Genomic DNA, 23,217 nt, shown 5'->3' on the forward strand with positions numbered 1-23,217 from the left:
GGGCGGCGCAGCACTTTTCGATTCGAACATCAAGAAATCGAGCGACCACATGCGGGACCAGAGTTCCCGACGTGAAGGCTGTGACATGCGGCAGATCAAGCCGCGTGCGGCGCCCCAAAAACCAAGTGGCTCAAGCCCACGGAAATCGGGGACGCATCCTGCATGACACGCTATCAGACCATCGCTTCGCCGCTCAAGACCACCGCTTCGCTGTTGGCCGTCGCAACCACCGCCATCGCACTCCAGACCTCACCCGGCCTCGCCTTCTCGTCCGAAGCGCAGCAGATGTGCACGGGCGATGCGATGCGGCTGTGCTCAAGTGAGATCCCCGACATTCCCAGGGTCAGGGCCTGCATGGTGCGGAACAAGGCCCAGGTCAGCCCCGGGTGCCGCGCCGTGATGGACCGCGAAGCCGCGGCATCAGCATCGCGCAAGCGGGAAGCGGCGGCGCAGTAAGCTACTCGGCGTCATTCCGGGGCGTGCGAAGCACGAACCCGGAATCCATTGGGCAGCATGTGACGCGGTGAAATGGATTCCGGGCTCGCGCTACGCGCGCCCCGGAATGACGGAGAACGGATCGGCTCGCCCTAATCGCCCCACTGCGCAAAGGCGTCGTTGAAGGCGCGCTCGCCGGGGGCGCCCTTCTCGATGGCGATGATGGCGCGGCGCTGGTTGGCATAGACCAGCGGCACGTCGAACCACGAGCGCTCCTTCAGGAGCTGGACGTTGCGGGAGCGGTCGGCGTCGACATTGGACAGGCCGACCAGGAAGAAGCCGTCGGTGACCTTGACCGCGAGGCCTGCCAGCGGCGTGCCGCGCGCCTGCTCGTTCGATTTCATCAGGATGCCCGGCACGTTGGAGACGCTGCCGCCCGGAAAATCCGGCGGCAGGATGAAGGTCAGCTCCGCCGTGTGGCTCGCCGGCAGCGACGAGTCGGTGTTGCGGCGGAACGACATCGTCATCTTGAACTTGCGGTCGGGGATCTCGATGTCGGCGCGCACGGCGACGTCGGCCTTCTGGTTGCCCGAGGCCTTGATCGGCTCCAGCCGCCACACCACCGAGCCGACATATTGCTTGCCCTTCGGATCGGACGGATCCTCGTCATAGAGCACGACCTTCTGCGCCACCGGCGCGACCGGCTGGTCGCTGGCCGAGGGCTGGCCGACGCGATCGGGAATCTTCGGCTTGCTCTGCGGCTGGGACGGATCCTTCGGGGCCTCCACGACCTGGGTCGGCGAGGACTTGAACAGGTTGGTCGCGATCTGGGCCAGTTGCTTGCCCCAGAGGATGCCGGCACCGACCAGGATCAGCACGATGCCGACGGCGATCGCGCTCTTGAACGGGAAGGTGGAGCGCGTGCGGGCGCGCTTCTTGGCGTCGCGCTCGGGCGCGATGCGCGGACGCGGCGACGGCGGCTGCGGCGCGTAGCGCTCGGCCTCCTCGATCGACTCGTCGTAGGAATAGGGCGCGTCCTGCTCGCCGGCACGGTTTTCCAGGCTCGGCTCGAGCCGGTCGAATTCCGGCGAGGGCGAGGGCACGTTGGCGTAAGTGCGGCGCGCGGCGCGGCTGGCCTGCGCGGCAGCGCCGCCGAGATCGTTGGCGTCGGCCGTGATGTCGCGGAAGCCGCGCACGCCCGGTGCCGGCGGCAGCGGCGGCGGAGGTCCGGCATCGGGCGGACGGCGAGCGCCGGCGCGATCGCGTCCGGCCGCTGGCTCCGGCATCGGTGGCGGGGCGGACGGTCCCGGTTGGCGCGGGGCGTCGAAACGGGGAGCGCGCGGCGGACGCGGGGGCTCGCCTTGGTCATCGACGTTGAAGGAGGGACGGTCGGCGCGCGGCGGCGGCGGAGCCGGACGCGTCCGCGGCGGGGCCGGCGCGCCCGCAGCCGGGCTGCCTTCGGCGGCTCGGGCGCTGGCGCGGCGAAAGGCATCGCCGCTGCTGCCGCCGCGGGCGCCGCCACCGGGGCGCGAGGCCTCGCGGGCACGCTGGGCAGCTTCCGATTCGACCTTGCGGACGGCCTCCTCCAGCGACAACCTTTCGCGGGTGATCTCGGATTCGGAGAGCGGCGGCTGCACGCTGCGCAACTGCGCGATCAACGCCGTGCGCGCTCGCTCATAGAGCGCGCGACGGCTTTCGCCGGGAGCGTTCGGGTCCAGGGCGGCAATAGCGCGGGCGATCAGCGGATAGTAATCAGCCATTTCAACTCAACTATACGCGCGTCCCGGTAAGATATCGTTAAGCCTCAAACGGATTTTGCACCAGGATAGTATCTTCGCGTTCGGGGCTGGTGGAAAGCAGCGCAACCGGGCACCCCACCAATTCCTCGATCCGCCGGACATATTTGATGGCCTGAGCCGGCAGGTCGGCCCAGGACCGCGCATTGGCGGTCGGCTCCTTCCAGCCCTCGATGGTCTCGTAGATCGGCTCGACCCGGGCCTGGGCGCCCTCGCCGGCGGGGAAGTGGTCGATCTCCTTGCCGTCGAGCTTGTAGCCGGTGCAGACCTCGATCGTGTCGAAGCCGTCGAGGATGTCGAGCTTGGTCAGCGCCAGGCCGTTGATGCCGCAGGTCCGGACCGCCTGGCGGACCAGCACGGCGTCGAACCAGCCGCAGCGGCGCGGACGGCCGGTATTGGTGCCGAACTCGCGGCCGCGCTCGCCGATCCGGCGGCCGGTCTCGTTGTCCTGCTCGGTCGGGAACGGGCCCTGGCCGACGCGGGTCGTGTAGGCCTTGCACAGGCCGAGCACATAGCCGACCGCGCCGGGTCCGAGGCCCGAGCCGGTCGCCGCCTGCGCCGCCACCGTGTTGGACGAGGTGACGTAGGGGTAAGTGCCGTGGTCGACGTCGAGCAGCGCGCCTTGCGCGCCTTCGAACAGCATGCGCTTGCCTTCGCGCCGCTTGATGTCGAGCAGCCGCCACACCGTCTCGGCGTAGGGCAGCAGCTCCGGCGCCAGCGCGGTCAATTCCTTCAGGATATCCTTGCCGTCGAACTCCGGCAGGCCGAGACCACGGCGAAGCGCGTTGTGGTGGGCAAGCAGCCGGTCGATCTTGTGCGGGAGGGTGTCGAGGTCGGCGAGGTCCATCAGGCGGATGGCGCGGCGGCCGACCTTGTCCTCATAGGCAGGCCCGATGCCGCGGCGGGTGGTGCCGATCGCGGTTGCTGCATTGGCGGATTCGCGATGCGCGTCGAGCTCGCGGTGCAGCGGCAGGATCAGGGTGACGTTCTCGGCCACACGCAGATTTTCCGGAGAGACCGCGACGCCCTGCGAGCGCAGCTTGGTGACCTCGTCGAGGAAGGCGGCGGGATCGAACACCACGCCGTTGCCGATCACCGACAGCTTGCCCTCGCGCAGCACGCCGGAGGGCAGCAGAGCGAGCTTGTAGGTCTTGCCGTTGATCACCAGCGTGTGGCCGGCGTTATGACCGCCCTGGAAGCGGACGACGATGTCCGCCTGCTCCGACAACCAGTCGACGATCTTGCCCTTTCCTTCGTCGCCCCACTGGGCGCCGACGACGACAACATTGGCCATTCGCGCGTAATCCTTCGAAGATTTCTCTGTAGGTGGCATGATCCGAACGGAAAATTGGTACCCACTTTTCCGGAATCATGCCTGCGCCCAGCCCAATTCCCGGCCAGAGGCCGTTCGCACGCGAGGCAGCCCAACCGGATAAAGGAAGCAGCCTCTCTAGGCAAGCAAGAACGGGGCATTTTCAGGGCTTCGAGGCTACTCCAAGCCTTTGATATCCCCTTAAAATCTCGAAACCTTCGGGATCTGAGGGCGGCAGAATTGACACGCATCAACCGTTCCGGGGGGCGATTGCGCCAAGGGATGACTGTCACCTCCGCAGCTTACCCTCCCCCGGCCCTGAAGCCTCCATGTCGGACATGCCGTGACCAAGCCACTGAACAGCCAGGCGAGCCAATCCTCGAGCCAATTCTGGCGCCTGTCGACCGACGCGCTCTGCACCCGGCTCGGCTGCTCCTTGCAGGGCCTTACCGCGCGTGAAGCCGCAGACCGCCTCGTCCGATTCGGGCCGAACAGCGACGCGCCGCCGCGCATCGAGGGCGCCATGCGCGCGATCCTGCGCCGGCTGCTGGAGCCGCTGTCGCTGATCCTGCTGGTTGCCGGCATCGTCTCGATGCTGACCGGCGACGACATCGGCGGGCTCATCATCGTCCTGATCCTGGCGCTCTCGATCGGGCTCGACACCGTCCAGGAGGGCCATGCGGTCCGCGCCGCCGAGCTTCTCCGCCGCTCGGTGGCGCTGAAGGCCGAGGTCAGGCGCGACGGCGTCTTCTGCGACATCGATGTCGATCACGTCGTACCCGGCGATCTCCTGCGCATCCGCGCCGGCGACATCATCCCGGCCGACGCGCTGATCCTGGAGAGCACCGCCTTCACCGCGGGCGAAGCTGCGCTCACGGGCGAGCCCTATCCGGTGCAGAAACGCGCCGGCCCTGCGGCCGCTGCCGACGACACCTCCAACGCGTTATTCCGTGGCGCGGTGGCGCAGACCGGCGAGGCGATCGCGTTCGCCGTGCACACCGGCCGCGACACCGTCTTCGGAGCGGCGGCCTCCGCGCTGGCGGAGACGCAGGCGCCCTCGCCCTTCGAGCGCGATTTGCACGAATTCGGCCTCGTGGTCGCGCGCGCCACGCTGGCGCTGGTGCTGGTCGTGCTCACCGTCCGCGTGCTGTTCGGCCGCGAGGTGCTCGACTCGCTGCTGTTCGCGGTCGCGCTCGCGGTCGGCCTGACGCCGGAGCTGCTGCCGATGATCACCACGGTGACGCTGTCGCGCGGCGCGCTGCGCATGGCCGGGCGCAAGGTGATCGTGAAGCGGCTGGCCGCGATCCACGATCTCGGCGCCATGACCGTGCTGTGCACGGACAAGACGGGCACGCTGACCTCGGCCGAGATCACGCTCGCGGGGAGCCTCGACGCCGAAGGCAAGGATGACGCCCGCGCCGCCAAACTCGGCGCCATCGCAGCATCGCTCGGCGGCGACCGCGGCTCGCTCGATGCCGCGCTCGTCGCCGGACGGCCGGACGCTGCGCAAGGCTGGACGCTGGCCGGCCGGCAGGCGTTCGACTTCTCGCGCCGGCTGGGATCGGTGCTCGCAACCGGCCCCGAAGGCGCGCTGCTCATCGTCAAGGGCGCGCCGGAAGCCGTGCTCGCATTGTGCACGATGGACGAGGGCGCACGTAGTGCTGCGATGGCCCGCGCGCATGAGCTCGCCGGCGAGGGCCTGCGCACCGTCGCCATCGCTTCGCGGACATGGCGCGGCCCATTGCGGGAGGTCGAGACCGACGACGAGACCGATCTCGTCTTCGAAGGCTTTTGCGCCTTCGCCGATCCGCCGAAGCCAACAGCGGCGGCAGCCATTTCCCGGCTCGCGGCGAGCGGCGTCGACCTAAAAATCCTCTCGGGCGACGATCCCGTGGTGGTGAAGCGGCTTGCGGGCCTGGTCGGGCTGAACCCCGAGCGCGTGCTGTCGGGGGCCGACATCGCCGAGCTCAGCGACGAGGCGCTGGCCGTGCAGGTGCGCTCCACCGACGCGTTCGGCCGGCTCGCGCCGGACCAGAAGTCGCGCATCGTAAAGGCGCTGCAGGCGGGCGGCGAGGTGGTCGGCTTCCTCGGCGACGGCATCAACGACGCACCGGCCCTGAAAGTTGCCGATGTCGGCCTTTCGGTCGATTGCGCGACCGGCGTGGCGCAGGCCGCCGCCGACATGATCCTGCTGGCCTCGGACCTCGAGGTCGTCGCCGACGGCGTCGCGGAGGGACGGCGCACCTTCGCCAACATCCTCAAATATGTCCGCATGGGCGCCAGCTCGAATTTCGGCAACATGCTGTCGATGGCCGCGGCCTCGATCGCGCTGCCGTTCCTGCCGATGCTGCCGACGCAGATCCTGCTCAACAACCTGCTCTACGATCTCTCCGAGCTCGGCATTCCGTTCGACCGGGTATCAGCGCAGGCAACGGCACAGCCGCAGGTGTGGAGCATGTCGCACCTGGTGCGCTTCGCCGCGATCATGGGACCGCTGTCGTCGGTGTTCGACGTGCTGACCTTCGTCGCGCTGCTGTACCTGTTCAAGGCCTCGCCGGAGGAATTCCGCACCGCCTGGTTCGTCGAATCGATGGCGACGCAGATCCTCGTCATCTTCATCATCCGCACCAACGGCCGGCCCTGGCGCAACTGGCCCGATCCGGCGCTCGCGGCGTCCTCGCTGATCGCCCTGCTGGTCGCGATGGTGCTGCCGTTCACGCCGCTGGGGACCTGGTTCGGCTTCGTTGCACCGCCGCCGGTCGTGATGGCCGGCATCGCGCTTCTCGTCGTGCTCTATCTCGCCTGCGCCGAGCTGTTGAAGCCGTTCGCGATCCGTGCGGCGCGAAGAGGAAAACGGGGTTCCGGCCGCATCAAGCCCGCGCATGGAGGCGATGCGCCTTCACCCCATTGATGTCCAGCGCATTTCCGTGTCTTTGAGCCAGGCCGGGTGATGAGCCGGCCCGGACACGGCCGGGCGGCAGCCTCGGCGCACGACACGGGGCCATCACAATCACAATGTCCGCCACCGGCCAGACCACGAGCGCGGAGACATCCGGTCACAGCTGGATCGCCAACCAGCCTTATCTGCTGCTCAGCATCACTGCGTTGTGCTGGGCCGGCAATGCCATCGTCGGGCGGCTCGCCGCCGGCCACATCCCGCCGGTCACGCTGTCGTTCCTGCGCTGGTTCTTCGCCTTCCTGCTGGTGCTGCCGTTCGCCTGGAAACATCTCGCCCAGGACTGGCCGGCGATCCGCAGCAGGCTCGGCCTGATGATCACGCTCTCGGTCACCGGCATCGGCGCCTTCAACACGCTGCAATACTGGGCGCTGGAGCATACCCAGGCACTCAACACGCTGCTGCTGCAGTCGGCCGCGCCGCTGGTCGTGGCGCTGTGGTCGCTGGCCATCCTCGGCATCCGCCTCACCGCGGCGCAGGCGTTCGGCGTGCTGCTGTCGATGTGCGGCGTGCTGACCATTCTGCTGCACGGCGACTTCACCACGCTGTCGAGTATCGACTTCAACAAGGGCGATCTCATCTTCATCGTCGCCCTCGTCATCTTCGCGCTGTATTCGGTGCTGACGCTGAAGCGGCCGCCGATGCACGGCCTGTCGTTCCTCGCCTTCACCTTCGGGGTCGGCGCGGCCTGCCTCATTCCGCTGGAGATCTGGGAATTGTCCGCGCGCCCGGTCATGAAGCTCGACGGACCGAACCTCTTGACGCTGTTTTACGTCGCGGTGTTTCCCTCGACGCTGGCCTATCTCTGCTTCAATCGCGGCGTGCGCCTGATCGGCGCCAACCGCGCCGCGCCGTTCTTCCACGTCGTGCCGGTGTTCGGCTCGATCATGGCGATGGCGTTCCTGGGCGAACACCCGCAGGCGTTCCACTTCATCGGATTTGCGCTGGTGCTGTCCGGCGTGTTCGTGGCGTCACGGAAGCAGGCGGCGTAGGACCAGCGAGAGGTCAACATATTAGCCGCCAAAGGCGCCTCCTCAGGGTTTGCCTGCATTGTAGCATTGCGGCCGCGTGACTTGTGCCGCGACGCCAATCCGGCGCAAGCTCGTATCCAACGCCAATGACGATTGCCTCGCCCGCGCCACCTGCCTCCAGTCCGGCCAGCTGGCTCAACAACCAGCCTTATCTGCTGCTCAGCCTGAGCTCGCTGTTCTGGGCCGGCAACATCGTGCTCGCACGTCATGTCGGCGCGCATGTGCCGCCGCTGACGGTGACCACGATCCGCTGGTTCGGCGTTTTCCTGATCCTGTTGCCGTTCGCCTGGCCGCATCTCAAGCGCGACTGGCCCGCCTTGCGCAAGAGCCTGCCGCTGATGCTGTTCCTGTCGCTGGTGGGCTTCGCCTTCAACAATGCGATCTCGTACTGGGCGATGCAGTACACGGAGGCGCTGAACGCGCTGCTGATCCAGTCGGCAGGTCCCCTGTTCGTGGCGCTGTGGTCGCTGGTGCTGTTCGGGGTGCGGCTGACGGGTGCCCAGTTCGCCGGCATCGCGATTTCGCTTGTCGGCGTGCTGATCATCATCCTGCGCGGCGATCTCGCCGCGCTTGCGAGCATCAGCTTCAACAGGGGCGACATCATGTTCGCCTCCTCCCTGGTGGCGTTCGGGATCTACTCGGCCTTCATCCCGCGCCGGCCCAAGATCCACCAGCTCTCCTTCCTGTCCTTCACCACCTGCTGCGGCGCGACGATGCTGCTGCCGACCGCGATCTGGGAGGCAGCAAGTGGCCGCGTGCTGCAATTCGACGGGACGACGCTGGCAACGCTGGGCTACATCCTGATCTTTCCCTCGACGCTGGCCTATCTGTTCTTCAACCGCGGCGTGGCGCTGATCGGCCCGAACCGCGCCGCGCCGTTCTTCCATCTGGTGCCGGTGTTCGGCTCGGCGATGGCGATCCTGCTGCTCGGCGAAAAGCTGCAGCCGTTCCACCTGATCGGCTACGCGCTGGTGCTCGCCGGCGTCGTGATCGCCTCACGCCAGGGCTCCGCGGTGAAGTAATTCCGTAGCGCGGACGGCGCGTGTTCGTATCCCGGACAAGAAGCGGCGCGCGAGCGGTGCGTCGCAGAGCCGGGACCCAGTTTGCCGCAGCATGGGCCCCGGTTCAGCAGCGCATCACGCCGCGAAGGGCGGCGCGCTGCACTGCGCCCGGGGCACGGGGTCCGGGAGCAAGTTAACTCCCGTCTTCCGATTTCAACGAAGAGACGCTAGGTTCCCCGCCAACGAAAAAGAGGGAACGTCTCAAGATGCTTTCAGGGCTGATTCGAAACCTGTGGACCGCCGGCGCGGCCGCGTTGTGCCTCGCCGCCGCATCCGCTGCGCGGGCCGATACCTGGCCGAGCCGAAACATCACGCTGGTGCTACCGTTCGCGGCCGGCAGCGGCACCGACACGACGACACGGCTGATCTCGCAGCATCTGTCGCAGGCGCTCGGCGTCGGCATCGTGATCGAGAACAAGGCGGGCGCCAACGGCATGCTCGCCGCAAGCTATGTCGCAAAGGCCGCCCCCGACGGCTACACACTGCTGGTGACGACCAACACCACGCATTCGGCCAATCCCTATCTGCTCAAGAGCCTGACCTACGATCCGGTCAAGGACTTCACGCCGATCGCGCGCACCGGCGACCTGCCCTTCATGCTGGTCGTCAATCCGGAAGTGCAGGCCAAGACCGTCGGCGAGCTCATCGCCTATGGCAAGGCCAATCCGAGCAAGCTGAGCTACGCCTCGGGATCGTCCTCCGCGATCGTGTCGGGTGCGACCTTTGCGCACAATGCCGGGCTCGACCTGCTGCACGTGCCCTACAAGAGCTCGCCGCCGGCGCTCAACGACGTCATGGGCGGCCGCGTCTCGATGATGTTCGTCGACATCCTGACCGGCCTGCCTCACGTCAACGGCAACGCGCTTCGCGCGCTCGCCGTCACCACCAAGGACCGCTCGCCGCTGGTGCCGAACCTGCCCTCGATGCAGGAGGCCGGCGTGCCGGATTTCGACATCTCGTCCTGGCAGGGCTATTTCGGCCCCGCCGGCATGCCGAAGGAGATCGTGACCAGGCTCAACGCCGAGATCCGGAAGATCGTCGAGAAGCCGGAGATCAAGGCCCAGCTCGCCACCCTCGGCATGGACGCGTTTTCGGGCACGCCGGAGCAGCTCGGCACGTTCGTGAATGAGCAGCTCGTGCTGTGGGAGAAGCTGATCACCAACGCCAAGATCGAGAAGCAGTAGGAAAGTATCGTGTCCCGGACGCGGCGCTGAGCCCGGGGCACGGCTCTCGTAGGTTGGGCAAAGCGAAGCGTGCCCACCGTTAGGCCGTCGCAAAAAAGAAAGGTGGGCACGGCGCTTCCGCGCCTTTGCCCACCCTACGAATTTCGAGCGTTTGGCCTTACGCCGCGCGCACCTTGGCGAGGAAGCCGTCGACGGCGCTGCGCAGCGCGCCGGACTGGCTGTCCAGTTCGCGGGCGTTGGTGAGCACGTCGGTTGCCGCCGTGCCGGTCGCTTCCGCGGCCGAGGTGACGCTGCCGATATTGGCGTTGATCTCGTTCGAACCGGCCGCGACCGACTGGATGTTGCGGGCGATCTCGCGGGTCGCCTCGCCCTGCTGCTCGATCGATGCGGAAATGCCGGCGGTGATCTCGCTCATCTCGGCGATGGTCTGAGTGATGCCGGAGATGGCCGTGACCGCGTCGCTGGTCGAGGTCTGCATCGCCGCGACCTGCGCGGAAATCTCCTCGGTCGCCTTAGCGGTCTGGTTGGCCAGCGCCTTGACCTCGGAGGCGACGACCGCGAAACCGCGGCCGGATTCACCGGCACGTGCCGCCTCGATGGTGGCGTTGAGCGCGAGCAAATTGGTCTGCGCGGCGATCGAATGGATCAGCTTGACGACTTCGCCGATCTTCTCGGCGCCGGTCGACAGCACCTGCACGGTGGCATTGGTACGCTCGGCGTCGCTGACGGCGCGGCTGGCGACTTCGGTCGAGCGGGTGACCTGGCGGGAGATTTCCGCAACCGAGCTCGACAGCTCTTCGGCGGCCGCCGCGACCGTGCCGACATTGCCCGAGGCCTTTTGCGAGGCAGCGCCGACCGTCGCCGCGCGCGAAGAGGCGTCGCTGGCGGTCGCGGTCATCGACTGCGCCGTCGTCTGCATGCCAGCCGCGGCCGAGGAGACCGAGCGGACGATGCCGTTGACGCTGCGTTCGAAGTCGTTGGCGATGCCCTCCATCGCGCTGCGACGTTCCGCCGCGACGCGCTCCTTGGCATCGGCTTCGGTCTTTTCGAGGTCGCGGATGCGGACCGCGTTGTCCTTGAAGATCTGGACGGTGGAGGCCATCGCGCCGACCTCGTCGCCGCGGCCGACGCCGGGAATGTCGCCCTCGAGCTTGCCGTCGGCGAGATCTTTCATGCGGGCGCCAAGCAGCGCCAGCGGGCGGCTGATGCCGCGGCCGATCAGCCAGGCGACGCTGCCGGCGACAATGAAGATGCCGAGCATGGCAAAGCCGAGCATCCAATAGACCGGGCCCATCTTGGCGTCGATGTCGTCGAGATAAGCGCCGGTGCCGAGATACATGTCGAAGCCAGGCACCGCCACCGCGTAGCCGATCTTGCGGATCGGCGTCGGCTGACCGGGCTTCATATATTCATAGTGCAGCAGGATCGACCCGTTGGCCTTGACGCCGTCCATCAGCTCGACCGACAGTTTGCGGCCGTTGGTCACGACGTCCATGCGGTTGGCGCCGATCTGCTTGGGATCGGGCGCAAGCTGGGTGATGCCGTCGTACGACGTACCGAACAGGTAGCCCGCGCCGTTGTCATAGGTCATCGAATTGCCGTAGCGCCGAAGATCGGCCATGGCCGCGTCCTTCGTCAGCTCGCCGGCATCGACCCGCTTCTTCAGAGCGCCCGCGTAGTTGCGTGCCAGCTCGACGATCGCCTTGGCCTGATCGATGCGCGCATTCACCATCTCCTGCTTCATCAGATAGCCGGCGAGGACACCGGAGATGCACAGGCCGAACAGGGTGACGCCGACAAGGATGCCGAGCTTCGGGGCGATCTTCAGATTGCTCAATTTCACGATTAGCTCCGGCAATAATGGGATACGGGCGCGCGACAGATCGATCGAAATCGAAACAACTTTTAGGGAGAGAGCCTTAGCAAGTTACTTACGTGCCTCCGTAGAAGCCCGGACGCAGCCGCAAAATACGGCACTTGATCCCCGCGCCGGCAACCGACGATTGTACGCGACCGCCCCGATTTCGCGTAAAAGACGCAAAGGCCCGCCCGCGGAGGCGGGTCACAACAAGAACCGACAAACCAAATCGGGAGCGAGAAAATGCCGAAATACAGGGTGGTGACGCCGAAGGGCGCGAGCTTCACGGTCGCGGGCAGCGACTATTCCTATGAGCGCGAAGCGCTCGATCCGATCGACGCCGAGATCATCGAGGCCCCCGCCGACGAGGCCGGGTTCATCGCCGCCGCAAGGACCGCGGACGCCATCTATGCCAAGGGCATCCCGATCACCAAAACCATCATCGACAGCCTGCAGACCTGCAAGGTCATCACGCTCGGCTCGGTCGGCGTCGACAGCGTAGACGTCAAGGCCGCCACCGCGCGCGGCATTCCCGTCACCAACATCCCGGACACCTTCATCGAGGAGGTCGCCGATCACGCCATGATGCTGCTGCTCGCCGGCTTCCGCCGCCTGGTCGAGCAGGACCGCATGGTGCGCAGCGGCCGCTGGGCCGAGGGCCGGCCGGCGCTGCTCAAGGTTCCGAGGCTGATGGGCCAGACGCTCGGCTTCGTCTCGTTCGGCCGCGTCGCGCGTGCAGTTGCGAAACGCGCGGCGCCGTTCGGCCTGCGCATGATGGCCTACGATCCCTTCATCCAGGAAACGCTGATGTACGACCACGGCGTGATCCCGGCGACGCTGAACGAGGTGCTGTCGCAATCCGACTTCGTCTCGATGCATGCGCCGGCAAGGCCCGAGGTGCACCACATGCTGACCGAGAAGCACTTTCGGCAGATGAAGAAGGGCTCGATCTTCATCAACACCGGACGCGGCGCCACCGTGGACGAGGAGGGCCTGATCAAGGCGCTGCAGGAGGGCTGGATCGCACACGCGGCCCTCGACGTGCTGGAGAAGGAGCCGCCCTCGCACAACAATCCCCTGCTCGGCATGGAGAACGTGACCCTGACCGCTCACGTCGCTTCGGCCTCGGCACGGTTTGACGAAGCGCGCAAGCGCCGCGTGGGCTACGAATTGTCACTGGTGCTTCAGGGCATGTGGCCGGTAAGCTGCGTCAATCCGTCGGTGCTGCAAGACACCACGCTCCGCCGCTGGCAGCCCGTCAGCATGGATCGCGGGCCGAACAGCTAGGCGGCCGGCGCAAAGGCGCCAGAGGCGAAACGGCCCTTCACCGGCGATCAACGCCGGGAAGGAGACATCATAGGGAGGAACTGATGAGGAACGACATCACGCGTCGTGATGCCTTGGCGCTGGGCCTGTCCGCTGCAACGCTCGCTGCTACCGGTGCTGCAGCGCAAACACAGCCGTCAACGATCAAGGCCGCCGACGTGGCGGCGCCCAAGCTTGCGATCGAGAAGGGCGCATCCTTGCGCATGCTGCGCCCGGTGCGCTTCGTGCAGGCCGACGAGGATGTGTTCCGCGCCAATGCAGCAAAGTTCACCAAGGAGACCGGCGTCGAGGTCAAGGTCGATTTCGTCGGCTGGGAGGACATCAACCAGCAGACCGCGGTCACCTCGAACTCCGGCGCGGGCCCCGACATCATCATCGGCTTCTCCGACGCTCCCCACATCTACGTCGACAAGCTGATCGAGCTGACCGACGTCGCCGATTATCTCGGCAAGCGTTACGGCGGCTGGCTGCCGCTGGCGCAGAAATACGGCAAGAAGAGCAAGAGCGAGTCCTGGATCGGCCTGCCGTTCGGCGCCACCGCAGGTCCCCTGATCTACCGCAAGTCGATCCTGCAATCGGTCGGCTTCGACAAGGTGCCGGAGGATCATGCCGGCGTCGTCGACCTTTGCCGCAAGCTGCACAAGGCCGGCAAGCCGGCCGGCTTCGCGCTCGGCAACGCCAAGGGCGACGGCAACGGCTTCGCCAATTGGGCGCTGTGGTCGCACAACGCGTCCCTGCTCGACGAGGAAGGCAATGTCGTCATCAACAGCAAGGAGACGATCGCCGCGCTGAACTGGGTCAAGGAGCTGTACCCGACCTTCATCGCCGGCACGCCGTCGTGGAACGACGTCAGCAACAACCGCGCCTATTCCTCGCAGGAGATCTCCCTGACCGCCAATGGCGTCTCGCTGTACTTCTCGCTCAAGAACGACCCGGCGACCAAGGCGATCGCCGAGGACAGCGAGCATCAGCTGCTGCCCAAGGGCCTGGCCAAGGTCTCTCCGATGGCGGGCCTGACGCTCAATGCCATGGTGTTCAAGCACAGCCAGTACCCCAACGCCGCAAAGGCCTTCCTGCAATACATGCTGGAAAAAGACCAGTACGAGCCCTGGCTCAACGCCAACTCCGGCTACTGGTCCCAGCCGCTGGCCGCCTATGCCGAGGCCGCGGTGTGGTCGCAGGATCCCAAGGTGAAGCTGTTCAAGGACACGATGAACAGCACCTACTACGACGGCTACAAGGGCCCGATCTCGACGGCGACCGGAGCCGTCAGCGCCGACTACGTGCTGATTCAGATGTGCGCGTCCGTTGCGACCGGTGCGGCTACGCCGGAGGCCGCCGCCGCGGAAGCCGAGCAGCGCTGCAAGCGGTACTTCCGGCGGCAGAAATAGCGCCGACAGAGTGTCCGTCATTGCGAGCGAAGCGAAGCAATCCAGAGCGTGTCCGCGGAGACAATCTGGATTGCTTCGTCGCACCAGTGCAAAATTGCTCCGCAATTTTGTCACGGCTCCTCGCAATGACGATGTGGTGACTTTCACAGACAGGACAACAAACTGATGTCCGTGACCACGCTTTCCTCTCCCGCACTGGCGCAGCGGCAGCCGTCGTGGCTGGTGCGGCTGTTCGACTACAAGCCGTTCCTGATCGTGATGTGCCTGGCGCCCGCAATCGGGCTGCTCTCGGTGTTCCTGACCTATCCGCTCGGCCTCGGCATCTGGCTCGCCTTCACCGACACCACGATCGGGCGGCGCGGCGTCTTCGTGGGCCTGGAGAATTTCCAGTATCTGCTCACCGATCCCCTGTGGTGGAACGCCGTGTTCTACAGCGTGGTCTATACGGGCATCGCGACCTTCGGGAAGTTCGCGCTCGGCTTCTGGCTCGCGCTGCTGCTCAACAACCATTTTCCGTTCAAGAGCATCCTGCGTGCGATCATCCTGCTGCCCTGGATCGTGCCGACCGTGCTCTCGGCGCTGGCGTTCTGGTGGATCTACGATCCGCAGTTCTCGATCATCTCCTACCTGCTGGTCGACGTGCTGCACTGGCGATCGGGCAATGTCGACTTCCTCGGCTCGCCCTGGCCGGCGCGCTTCTCGCTGATCGCCGCCAACATCTGGCGCGGCATTCCCTTCGTCGCGATCTCGCTGCTCGCGGGCCTGCAGACCATCTCGCCCTCGCTCTACGAGGCCGCGATGCTCGACGGCGCCAGCGCTTGGCAGCGCTTCCGCTACATCACCTTCCCGATGATGATGCCGATCCTCGCCATCGTCATGACCTTCTCGATCATCTTCACCTTCACCGACTTCCAGCTGGTCTACGCCATCACCCGCGGCGGGCCCGTCAACTCGACCCATCTGCTGGCGACGCTGGCGTTTCAGCGCGGCATCGCCGGCGGCGAGCTCGGCGAAGGTGCGGCGATCGCGGTGTCGATGATCCCGTTCCTGATCTTCGCGACGCTGTTCTCCTATTTCGGCCTGGCGCGCCGCAAATGGCAGCAGGGAGAGGCCAATGACTGACACCGTCGCGCAAACCGCCACTGTGGCCGACGCGAAAGCGGCACCGGACACCATGGCTTGGGATTCCGGGCTGCGGCGGCTGATGATGATCTATTTGCCGCTCAGCTGCTTCGTGCTGGTCCTGCTGTTCCCGTTCTACTGGATGGCGATCACCTCGTTCAAGCCGAACGCGGAGCTGCTGAACTACAAGGAGCATAATCCGTTCTGGATTTCCTCGCCGACGCTGGCGCACATCAAGCATCTGCTGTTCGACACGGCCTATCCGCGCTGGCTGTGGACGACGATGACGGTGGCGATCGGCTCGACCACGCTGTCCCTGATCGCGAGCACGCTCGCCGCCTATGCGATCGAGCGCCTGCGTTTCCGCGGCAGTCCCTATGTGGGCCTCGGCATTTATCTCGCCTATCTCGTGCCGCCCTCGATCCTGTTCATTCCGCTGGCAACCGTGATCGTGCAGTTCGGCCTCTTCGACTCACCGCTTGCCTTGATCCTGGTCTATCCGACTTTCCTGGTGCCGTTCTGCACCTGGCTCCTGATCGGCTACTTCAAGTCGATCCCCTACGAGCTCGAGGAATGCGCGCTGGTCGACGGCGCCACGCGGCTCCAGATCCTACGGCGGATCACGCTGCCGCTCGCGGTGCCCGGGCTGATCTCGGCCGGCATTTTCTCCTTCACGCTGTCCTGGAACGAGTTCATCTACGCGCTCGCCTTCATCCAGAGCGGCGCCAACAAGACCGTGCCGGTCGCGATCCTGACCGAACTCGTCACCGGCGACGTCTACCAATGGGGCGCGCTGATGGCGGGCTCGCTACTGGGATCGCTGCCAGTCGCGATCTTCTACTCGCTGTTCGTGGACTATTACGTGTCCTCGCTGACCGGCGCGGTCAAAGAGTAGACGGCGGTTGCACGCGACGATCGTGCAATCGCGATAGATCGCATGCCTGCTCTGGTGCTACCTGCTGCACCGGCGGCGGGGGGAGCATTGGCGCTACCGATACTCGCTCCAGAAAGCGAGAATTGCATGGCAACGCCAAAACTCAATTCGTTATCCCGACGCAGCTTTTGCCTGTGTTGCGTCGGCGGCGCGACGTTCGCCGCCTCCGCCGGATGGCTCACGCCGCGCGAGGCCTACGCCGAAGCGCGCGGCCTCGTCAGCCTCATCAAGGATAGCGCGGCAACGTCGCCGATTGCGACCCACAAGCTCCGCAACAATATCAGTGTCCTCGAAGGGTCAGGCGGCAACATTGCCGTCCTCACAGGCACCGACGGAAAGCTTCTGGTCGATGCCGGCATCGGCGTCTCACGCCCTCAGCTCAGCAAGGCGCTGGCGGAGCTTGGCAACGAGCCGGTCGCGCACCTGATCAACACCCACTGGCACTTCGACCATGCCGACGGCAATGAATGGCTGCAGGCGGCCGGCGCGAAGATCATTGCGCACGAAAACACCCGCAAGCACCTCTCCGTGGTTCAGCGCGTCGAGGATTGGGACTACAATTTCCTCGCCTTGCCCGCCAAGGCCATCCCGTCCCAGGTCTTCGCGAAAGAGCACCATCTCAAGCTCAACGGCGCGTCGCTCGCGCTGAAATATTACGGGCCGGCACATACCGACAGCGACATTTCGGTCATGTTCACTGAGGCCAACGTCCTGCACGTCGGCGACACCTTCTGGAACGGTATCTATCCCTTCATCGACTATTCGACCGGCGGCAGCATCGACGGCATGATCGCGGCGTCCGACGCCAATCTGGCCGTGGCGAAGAACGACACGATCATCATTCCCGGTCACGGCAAGCCGGTCAGCAACAGGGCCGAGCTCCAGGAATTTCGCGACATGCTGGTCGCCATCCGAGACAATGTCGGCAACCTCAAGAAGCAGGGAAAGACGCGGGACGAAACGGTTGCCGCCAAGCCCACTGCGGCGTTCGACGCGAAATTCGGCCAGTTCGTCATCGATCCCGGCTTCTTCACCAGGCTCGTCTACGAGGGCGTGTAGGACCGGGCCGGCCCCGGGATACAGCGCGACTCAATCAGGACCGGCCCCGAGTTCGCGGCAGCCGATGCACGAAATCATCACAAACTTTGACTGGAGATCGACATGAGCACCGAAAGCACGCGCCCATCGACCAACCTCGACCGCCGGCACCTCGTCCTTGGCCTGTCCGGAATTGCCGTTGCAGCGGCGGCGCCAGCAGCCGCGGCGAAGCCACAACGCGCTGACGGCGGCTATCCGGTCACTTACCACCGGACCAAAACCGTGGACGGCATCAAGATATTCTACCGCGAAGCCGGGCCGAAGGACGCTCCCGTGGTGCTTCTGCTGCACGGCTTTCCCACCTCCTCCCACATGTTCCGCAACCTGATCCCGGCGCTCGCGGATCGCTACCACGTGATCGCTCCCGATTATCCCGGCTACGGCCAGAGCGACATGCCACCGCGCGAGTCGTTCAAGTACACGTTCGATCGCTTCGGCGAGCTCGTCGACGGCCTGCTCGACCAGCTCGGCGTCAAGCGCTATACGATGTACGTGATGGATTACGGTGCTCCCGTCGGCTGGCGCCTGGCACTGAAGCATCCGGAGCGCGTCAGCGGCCTCATCATCCAGAACGGCAACGCCTATGACGAGGGGCTGAAGGAGTTCTGGAATCCGATCAAGCAATACTGGGCCGACGGGTCAGCGACGAGCCGTCAGGCCTTGATGAAGCTGCTGACGCTGGAGACGACCAAATTCCAGTACACCGACGGCATGTCGGACGTGGCCCGGATCTCGCCCGACAACTGGGTTCATGACCAGGCGCTGCTGGACCGGCCGGGCAACAACGACGTCCAGCTCGACATGTTCTACGATTACCGGACCAATCTGCCGCTCTATCCGGCGGTGCAGGCCTATTTCCGCAAGCACAAGCCACCGACGCTGATCGTCTGGGGCAAGAACGATTTCATCTTTCCCGCGGACGGCGCCCATCCCTACAAGCGCGATCTGCCTCAGGCGGAGTTTCATCTGATCAACTCCGGTCATTTCCTGCTCGAGGACAGGTTCGACGAGGTCACGCCCCTGATCCGCGATTTCCTCGCCCGCAAGATTGCCTGACGCCCGCCCGGGTTGCCGCGAGGCTGCGGCATGTGCGGCAGCCTCGCTGGATCCGGGCAGGGTACGGGAGAGCGCTGCGGCGTTTGGCCCGGTTTCACAAAACTGCAACACGCGATCCGCATAACGCGTGCGTTCGCCAACAGGAGACGCACATGCGCGCGACTTTTCTTGCCACCGTCGCAACGATCATTCTCGCCGCGAGCCCAGCGCTCGCGCAGAGCGAAGGTGAATTCCCCGCCAAGCTCGCCGGCCACGTGGTGATGCCGGCCGCCACCTTCATCGACGCCCCCGCCGATGCCCCCGCCGATCTCAAGACTTCAGGCAAATACACCACCGGCAAGCGCGTCGATGCGCTCGGCACCGTGATGGGCAAGTCCTATGAGCGCCCGACCGGCGTGGCGCTGCCGTTCAAGGGCCAGCCGCTGCAGGGCCATTCCGGCATCAAGACCATGCCCGACGGCAGCTTCTGGGTCATCACCGACAACGGCATGGGCGCGCGCGCCAACTCGCCGGATTCGATGCTGTATTTGAACCGCTACAAGATGGACTGGGCCGGCGGCAAGATCGAGCGGCTGGAAACGATCTTCCTGCACGATCCCGACAAGAAGGTCCCGTTCCGCATCGTGCACGAGGACACGCAGAAGCGCTATCTCACCGGCTCCGACTTCGACACCGAAGGCTTCCAGCTCATCGGCGACACCTTCTGGATCGGCGACGAATTCGGCCCCTACATCCTGAAGGCCGACAAATCGGGCAAGATCCTGGCCGTGTTCGACACGGTGGCCGATGGCAAGCCGGTGCGTTCGCCGGACAATTGGGCCGTGGCGACGCCGGGTGCGCCGGGCGCGACCTACACCAACGTCAACCTCCGCCGCTCCAAGGGCTATGAGGGCTTTGCGTCCTCCAAGGACGGCAAGTTCCTCTACGGCCTGCTCGAGGGACCGCTATGGGATGCCGAGAAGAAGGACTGGGAGAAGGTCGACGGCAAGGAAGCCTCCCGCATCCTCGAATTCGACGTCGCTGCGGAGAAGTTCACCGGCCGCTATTGGCAGTATGTGTTCGAGCAGAACGGCAACGCCATCGGCGATTTCAACATGATCGATCAGGCCTCCGGCCTCATCATCGAGCGCGACAACGGCGAAGGCACGGCGGACAAGGCCTGCCCGCAAGGCCAGCGCGGCGAGAACTGCTTCCCGGATCTCGCCAAGTTCAAGCGCATCTACAAGATCGAGCTCACGGAGGCCAATGTCGGCAAGCCCGTGCGCAAGATCGGCTATATCGACCTCATGAAGATCAAGGATCCCGACAAGAAGGCGAGGAAGCCGCTCAACGACGGCGTCTACACCTTCCCGTTCTTCACCATCGAGAACGTCGATCGCGTCGACGACACCCACATCATCGTCGGCAACGACAACAATCTGCCGTTCTCCTCCAGCCGCGATCCCAACAAGGCCGACGACGACGAGTTCATGCTGCTCGAGGTCGCGGATTTCCTGAAGGCGAAGTAGGGCAACGGTCGCTCTTCAGCCGCCACAAACTCCGCCGTCGTCCCGGATCTGCGCGCGCTTAGGGTGCGCTTGTCCGGGACGACGGCTGAGTTTGTTGGGACGGCCGACTACCGCACCGTGAACTCCACCGGGATCGTAAAGCTCATGGTCCCGTTCCTGATCTCGTCCGGCACCGGCGGAAATGGTGAGGCCTGACGCACCATCGACATGGCCTGGGCATCAAAGGCGGCCACGCCGGACGAGCCGCCGATACGGCTGGACGTGACCTGCCCGCTGCGGCTGAGGGTGAAGCTCAGCCTGGCAACGCCGCGCTGACCGCCGCCACCGCTGGGATATTGGTGAAAGCGCATCAAATGCGCGCGGACGCGTTGATTGTAGGATGCAATCACGGAGGCCGCCGCGCCGGCGCTCTGGGCCGATGCCATCGGCGCCTCGCGCTCGGCGCGCGATGGTGCGCTGGTGCGCGGCGCGGGCGTCGCCTCCGACGGCTTCTTGGCCTCGCGGCGAACCACCTTCGGCTTCACCGGGGCCGGCTTTTCGACCGGCACGATCTTCGCGGGCTCCGGCCTGGCAGGGGTCGGCTCCGGCTTCTGCTCCGGCGGCGCCACGACATCCGGCTTCTCCTGCGGCGGCGTCGGCGCGATCGTCTCCTCTGCCATCTGCTGCTGCACGGGCTCCGGCGGCGAGGCGTCGGCCTCCTGCATCACCGGTCCCGGCGCAACATCATCCTGCGTCGACTGCGGCGCCGAGGTCACCTGTGCCATGTCGACCATGATCGCCGGCAGGCTGACGCCCTGTTCCGGTTGCGACCTGATCCAATTCATCGCAAGCAGCGCGACAACCGCATGCAACATCACGATCACCACCGCCGAAAGGCCCCAGCGCGTGGCTTCACGCTCTCGAAGCGGCTCGTGCAGGGCGAAGGTGTTGGCACTCATCAGCTACGTCCGTCGAGGCCGACCAGCGCGACCTTGAGATAACCGGCGTTGCGCAGGGTGTTCATCACCTCCATCAGGTCACCGTAGGAGACCGCCTTGTCGGCGCGCAGATAGATACGCTCGTCCTTGCGGCCCTTGGTGGCGGCGTCGAGCGAGGCGCTGAGTCCAACGCGAGCCACGACGTCCTCGCCCACCGCAATCGAGAGATCCGGCTTCACGGTGACGAAGACCGGCTTGTCGGGCCGTGGCGCCGGCTCGGCGGCAGTTGCCGGCAGCTCGACGCCGATATCGACGGTGGCGAGCGGGGCCGCGACCATGAAGATGATCAGCAGCACCAGCATCACGTCGATGAACGGCGTGACGTTGATCTCATGGGTGACGTCGAGATCATCCGGGTCGCCGCGCTTGAGCGGCGAGCGTGCGCCGAGCTTTGCGCCCATGGCCTACTCCGCCGCCCGTGCCAGGCGGAATTCTCTGTGGTCGCGCTGGCGGCTGACCAGCAACATGAGCTGCGCCGAGGCATCGCCGAGCAGGGCGCGATAATTAGCGATGCCGCGGACGAGATGATTGTAGATCACGACCGCCGGGATCGCCGCGACGAGGCCGAGTGCGGTGGCGAGCAACGCCTCCGCGATGCCGGGCGCGACCACCGCGAGGCTGGTGGTGTGGCTCTCGGAGATGCCGATGAAGGCGTTCATGATGCCCCAGACGGTCCCGAACAGGCCGACGAAGGGCGCAGTGGCGCCGATGGTCGCGAGCACGCCGGTGCCGCGCGCGATCTGCCTGGACATCGCCGCCTCAACCCGCTCGAGCCGCAGCGCGACCCGCTCCTGGAGGCCGTCGTCGAGAATGCCGCCGGAGAGCTCGGCTTCCCTGGCGCAGGACTGGATCAGTTGGGCGACGGCGTCGTGCGCGTCACCGGCCCGTGCCGATGCCTCGGCCAGCGTCATGTTGCCCTCGAGCGCGCGCGTCCGCCTCAAGGCGAGCGCGCCCTTGCGACGCAGCTCGATGGTCTTGGCGAGCCACACCGTCCATGTCACCAGCGAGGCGACCGCGAGCCCGACCATCACTATCTTCACGATAATGTCGGCGCCGACGAACATGCCCCAGGGCGACAGATTGCGCGGCAACAGCGCTTCGTCGATCGCGAAGGCCGGTGTCGGCACAAGCGCAGCCAGCAGGATGGATCCGATCACGCGCCGAAGCCCAAAAATGCCCTGCATCCTGATCTCCCGACAGACAGAGAAAGCTACGCAGCCGACTGCTCCGCGATCCGGGCCGCAAGCTGCCGGAACCGCGTCAGCTGATCCGTCCGCAGCGCCCTTGTCTCGTCGCGGCCGACGAACACCTTGAACATGATGCCGCCATCGGCGTTCACGAACGCGACGAAGGCCGACGACTTGCCCATGAACGGGCGCTCGACGAAGGCGACGCCTGCGCAACGCTCGTGGCGAAGATGGCCGTGCAGACCCTTCGGCTGCATCAGGTTGAAATAGCCGCGGCCGATCTCGCCGGCGGGAATGGCGCCCGTGAATTCGAAGATCGCATCATCGGTGTGCACGATCAGCGTGACCTCGCCCCACTCCGCGATGTCCTGCATGGCGGCGGCAAAGTGCTCGCCGCCACCGATCCGCACCATGGAGGATGGCAGCGCCTCGATCACCGCGCGCGGGCTGACGTTGCGCTCACGCGCAACGTCCTCGATCACCGCGCCCGGATTGTCGACCATATGAACCCTGAGGTCGGCAAGATCGGTCCTTAGCATGTCCGGCTCCTCTGCCATTGCCATCTAAGCGGCCGCGGCCTTGCGCTCGCTCTGGATTACCTCGAAGCCTTCGAACCTGGGATGGCCGAGATACAGGCTCTCGCCGGTCGGGTTGTCGGCGCGGGCATGGGCACGACGAAATTGGTCCGAGCGCGTCCAGGCCTCGAACGCCGCCTTGTCGACCCAGCTGGTGTGCGACGAATAGAGTGTGTGGTCCTCGGCCTCCGGGCCCTTCAGCAGGTGAAACTCGACGAAGCCCGGCATGCTGCCAAGATAGGATTCGCGCGTGGCCCAGACGGTTTCGAACGCGGTCTCCGCGCCCTTCTTCACCTGGAAACGATTCATAGCGATGAACATCGAAGTCTCTCCTTCTGATCAAAACGAAGCGCGCCGAAGCCGCGCTGGAGCATCAGCGCGGCCCGGGGAATTGGCGGCGTTGCGAGCCC

20 protein-coding genes are annotated in these 23,217 nt (G+C 65.7%); 12 read left to right on the forward strand and 8 right to left on the reverse strand.

Translation table 11 applies throughout. The features are described from left to right. Window positions 1-162 precede the first annotated feature (162 nt). Window positions 163-456, forward strand: a complete 294-nt coding sequence (locus tag AABA84_RS17910; RefSeq protein WP_338305516.1) for a hypothetical protein — start codon at window positions 163-165, stop codon at window positions 454-456. A gap of 131 nt (window positions 457-587) precedes the next feature. Here AABA84_RS17910 and AABA84_RS17915 read toward each other — a convergent pair whose 3' ends face one another. After that, window positions 588-2,195, reverse strand: coding sequence for a hypothetical protein (locus AABA84_RS17915; RefSeq protein WP_338312640.1), 1,608 nt, complete (start codon window positions 2,193-2,195; stop codon window positions 588-590). A 37-nt stretch (window positions 2,196-2,232) separates the two neighbouring features. Continuing rightward, the gene (locus AABA84_RS17920) at window positions 2,233-3,525 is read right to left on the reverse strand and encodes an adenylosuccinate synthase (protein WP_212248788.1); all 1,293 of its coding nucleotides are present in this window, start codon (window positions 3,523-3,525) and stop codon (window positions 2,233-2,235) included. A 361-nt stretch (window positions 3,526-3,886) separates the two neighbouring features. On the opposite strand from AABA84_RS17920, the gene mgtA reads away from it, so the two are divergent. The 4 genes from mgtA (at window position 3,887) to AABA84_RS17940 (ending at window position 9,775) form a co-directional block, all read left to right on the forward strand. Further along, window positions 3,887-6,454, forward strand: coding sequence for a magnesium-translocating P-type ATPase (mgtA, locus tag AABA84_RS17925; protein ID WP_338312641.1), 2,568 nt, complete (start codon window positions 3,887-3,889; stop codon window positions 6,452-6,454). Between the two features lie 104 nt (window positions 6,455-6,558). Next, window positions 6,559-7,491: a DMT family transporter gene (locus tag AABA84_RS17930; protein ID WP_212248787.1), complete on the forward strand. Its 933-nt coding sequence runs from the start codon at window positions 6,559-6,561 to the stop codon at window positions 7,489-7,491. Between the two features lie 125 nt (window positions 7,492-7,616). Continuing rightward, window positions 7,617-8,552, forward strand: coding sequence for a DMT family transporter (locus tag AABA84_RS17935; RefSeq protein ID WP_212248786.1), 936 nt, complete (start codon window positions 7,617-7,619; stop codon window positions 8,550-8,552). 245 nt (window positions 8,553-8,797) lie between these two features. Continuing rightward, window positions 8,798-9,775: a Bug family tripartite tricarboxylate transporter substrate binding protein gene (locus AABA84_RS17940; RefSeq protein WP_338312642.1), complete on the forward strand. Its 978-nt coding sequence runs from the start codon at window positions 8,798-8,800 to the stop codon at window positions 9,773-9,775. A gap of 157 nt (window positions 9,776-9,932) precedes the next feature. Here the strand turns inward: AABA84_RS17940 and AABA84_RS17945 are convergent, their stop codons facing one another. After that, the gene (locus tag AABA84_RS17945) at window positions 9,933-11,618 is read right to left on the reverse strand and encodes a methyl-accepting chemotaxis protein (protein ID WP_338312643.1); all 1,686 of its coding nucleotides are present in this window, start codon (window positions 11,616-11,618) and stop codon (window positions 9,933-9,935) included. Window positions 11,619-11,876: 258 nt separating this feature from the next. Between AABA84_RS17945 and AABA84_RS17950 the strand changes: the two genes are divergently transcribed. From AABA84_RS17950 to AABA84_RS17980, 7 genes are all read left to right on the forward strand, one after another. Then, window positions 11,877-12,920: a C-terminal binding protein gene (locus AABA84_RS17950; RefSeq protein WP_212248783.1), complete on the forward strand. Its 1,044-nt coding sequence runs from the start codon at window positions 11,877-11,879 to the stop codon at window positions 12,918-12,920. Window positions 12,921-13,003: 83 nt separating this feature from the next. Further along, complete coding sequence (locus AABA84_RS17955) at window positions 13,004-14,350, forward strand: ABC transporter substrate-binding protein (RefSeq protein ID WP_212248782.1); 1,347 nt, start codon at window positions 13,004-13,006, stop codon at window positions 14,348-14,350. A gap of 165 nt (window positions 14,351-14,515) precedes the next feature. After that, a complete protein-coding gene (locus AABA84_RS17960) occupies window positions 14,516-15,472 on the forward strand; it encodes a carbohydrate ABC transporter permease (RefSeq protein WP_212248781.1) in 957 nt (318 codons plus the stop codon). Next, entirely contained in the window at window positions 15,465-16,367 is a 903-nt protein-coding gene (locus tag AABA84_RS17965) for a carbohydrate ABC transporter permease (protein ID WP_338312644.1), read from the forward strand. The genes AABA84_RS17960 and AABA84_RS17965 overlap by 8 nt, the downstream gene beginning before the upstream one ends. Before the next feature lie 126 nt (window positions 16,368-16,493). Continuing rightward, entirely contained in the window at window positions 16,494-17,465 is a 972-nt protein-coding gene (locus AABA84_RS17970) for an MBL fold metallo-hydrolase (RefSeq protein ID WP_338312645.1), read from the forward strand. 102 nt (window positions 17,466-17,567) lie between these two features. Continuing rightward, window positions 17,568-18,560, forward strand: coding sequence for an alpha/beta fold hydrolase (locus tag AABA84_RS17975; protein WP_338312646.1), 993 nt, complete (start codon window positions 17,568-17,570; stop codon window positions 18,558-18,560). Between the two features lie 152 nt (window positions 18,561-18,712). Continuing rightward, window positions 18,713-20,068, forward strand: a complete 1,356-nt coding sequence (locus AABA84_RS17980) for an esterase-like activity of phytase family protein (protein ID WP_338312647.1) — start codon at window positions 18,713-18,715, stop codon at window positions 20,066-20,068. A gap of 107 nt (window positions 20,069-20,175) precedes the next feature. Here AABA84_RS17980 and AABA84_RS17985 read toward each other — a convergent pair whose 3' ends face one another. Genes AABA84_RS17985 through AABA84_RS18005 form a run of 5 tightly spaced genes read right to left on the reverse strand, consistent with a single transcriptional unit; the run spans window position 20,176 to window position 23,128 of the window. Then, complete coding sequence (locus tag AABA84_RS17985; RefSeq protein WP_338312648.1) at window positions 20,176-21,006, reverse strand: energy transducer TonB; 831 nt, start codon at window positions 21,004-21,006, stop codon at window positions 20,176-20,178. Further along, complete coding sequence (gene exbD / locus AABA84_RS17990) at window positions 21,006-21,446, reverse strand: TonB system transport protein ExbD (protein ID WP_338312649.1); 441 nt, start codon at window positions 21,444-21,446, stop codon at window positions 21,006-21,008. Before exbD ends, AABA84_RS17985 begins: the two co-directional genes overlap by 1 nt. Window positions 21,447-21,449: 3 nt before the next feature. Then, on the reverse strand, window positions 21,450-22,229 hold the full coding sequence (gene exbB / locus AABA84_RS17995; RefSeq protein WP_338312650.1) for a tonB-system energizer ExbB: 780 nt from the start codon (window positions 22,227-22,229) through the stop codon (window positions 21,450-21,452). A gap of 26 nt (window positions 22,230-22,255) precedes the next feature. Further along, window positions 22,256-22,771: a heme utilization cystosolic carrier protein HutX gene (gene hutX / locus AABA84_RS18000; RefSeq protein WP_338312651.1), complete on the reverse strand. Its 516-nt coding sequence runs from the start codon at window positions 22,769-22,771 to the stop codon at window positions 22,256-22,258. A 24-nt stretch (window positions 22,772-22,795) separates the two neighbouring features. Then, window positions 22,796-23,128 (reverse strand): antibiotic biosynthesis monooxygenase family protein, encoded by a 333-nt coding sequence (locus tag AABA84_RS18005; RefSeq protein ID WP_338305531.1) that lies wholly within the window; start codon window positions 23,126-23,128, stop codon window positions 22,796-22,798. Window positions 23,129-23,217 lie beyond the last annotated feature (89 nt).

It is taken from the genome of Bradyrhizobium sp. TM239 (assembly GCF_036247985.1).
In the GTDB taxonomy this organism is placed as follows: domain Bacteria; phylum Pseudomonadota; class Alphaproteobacteria; order Rhizobiales; family Xanthobacteraceae; genus Bradyrhizobium; species Bradyrhizobium ottawaense.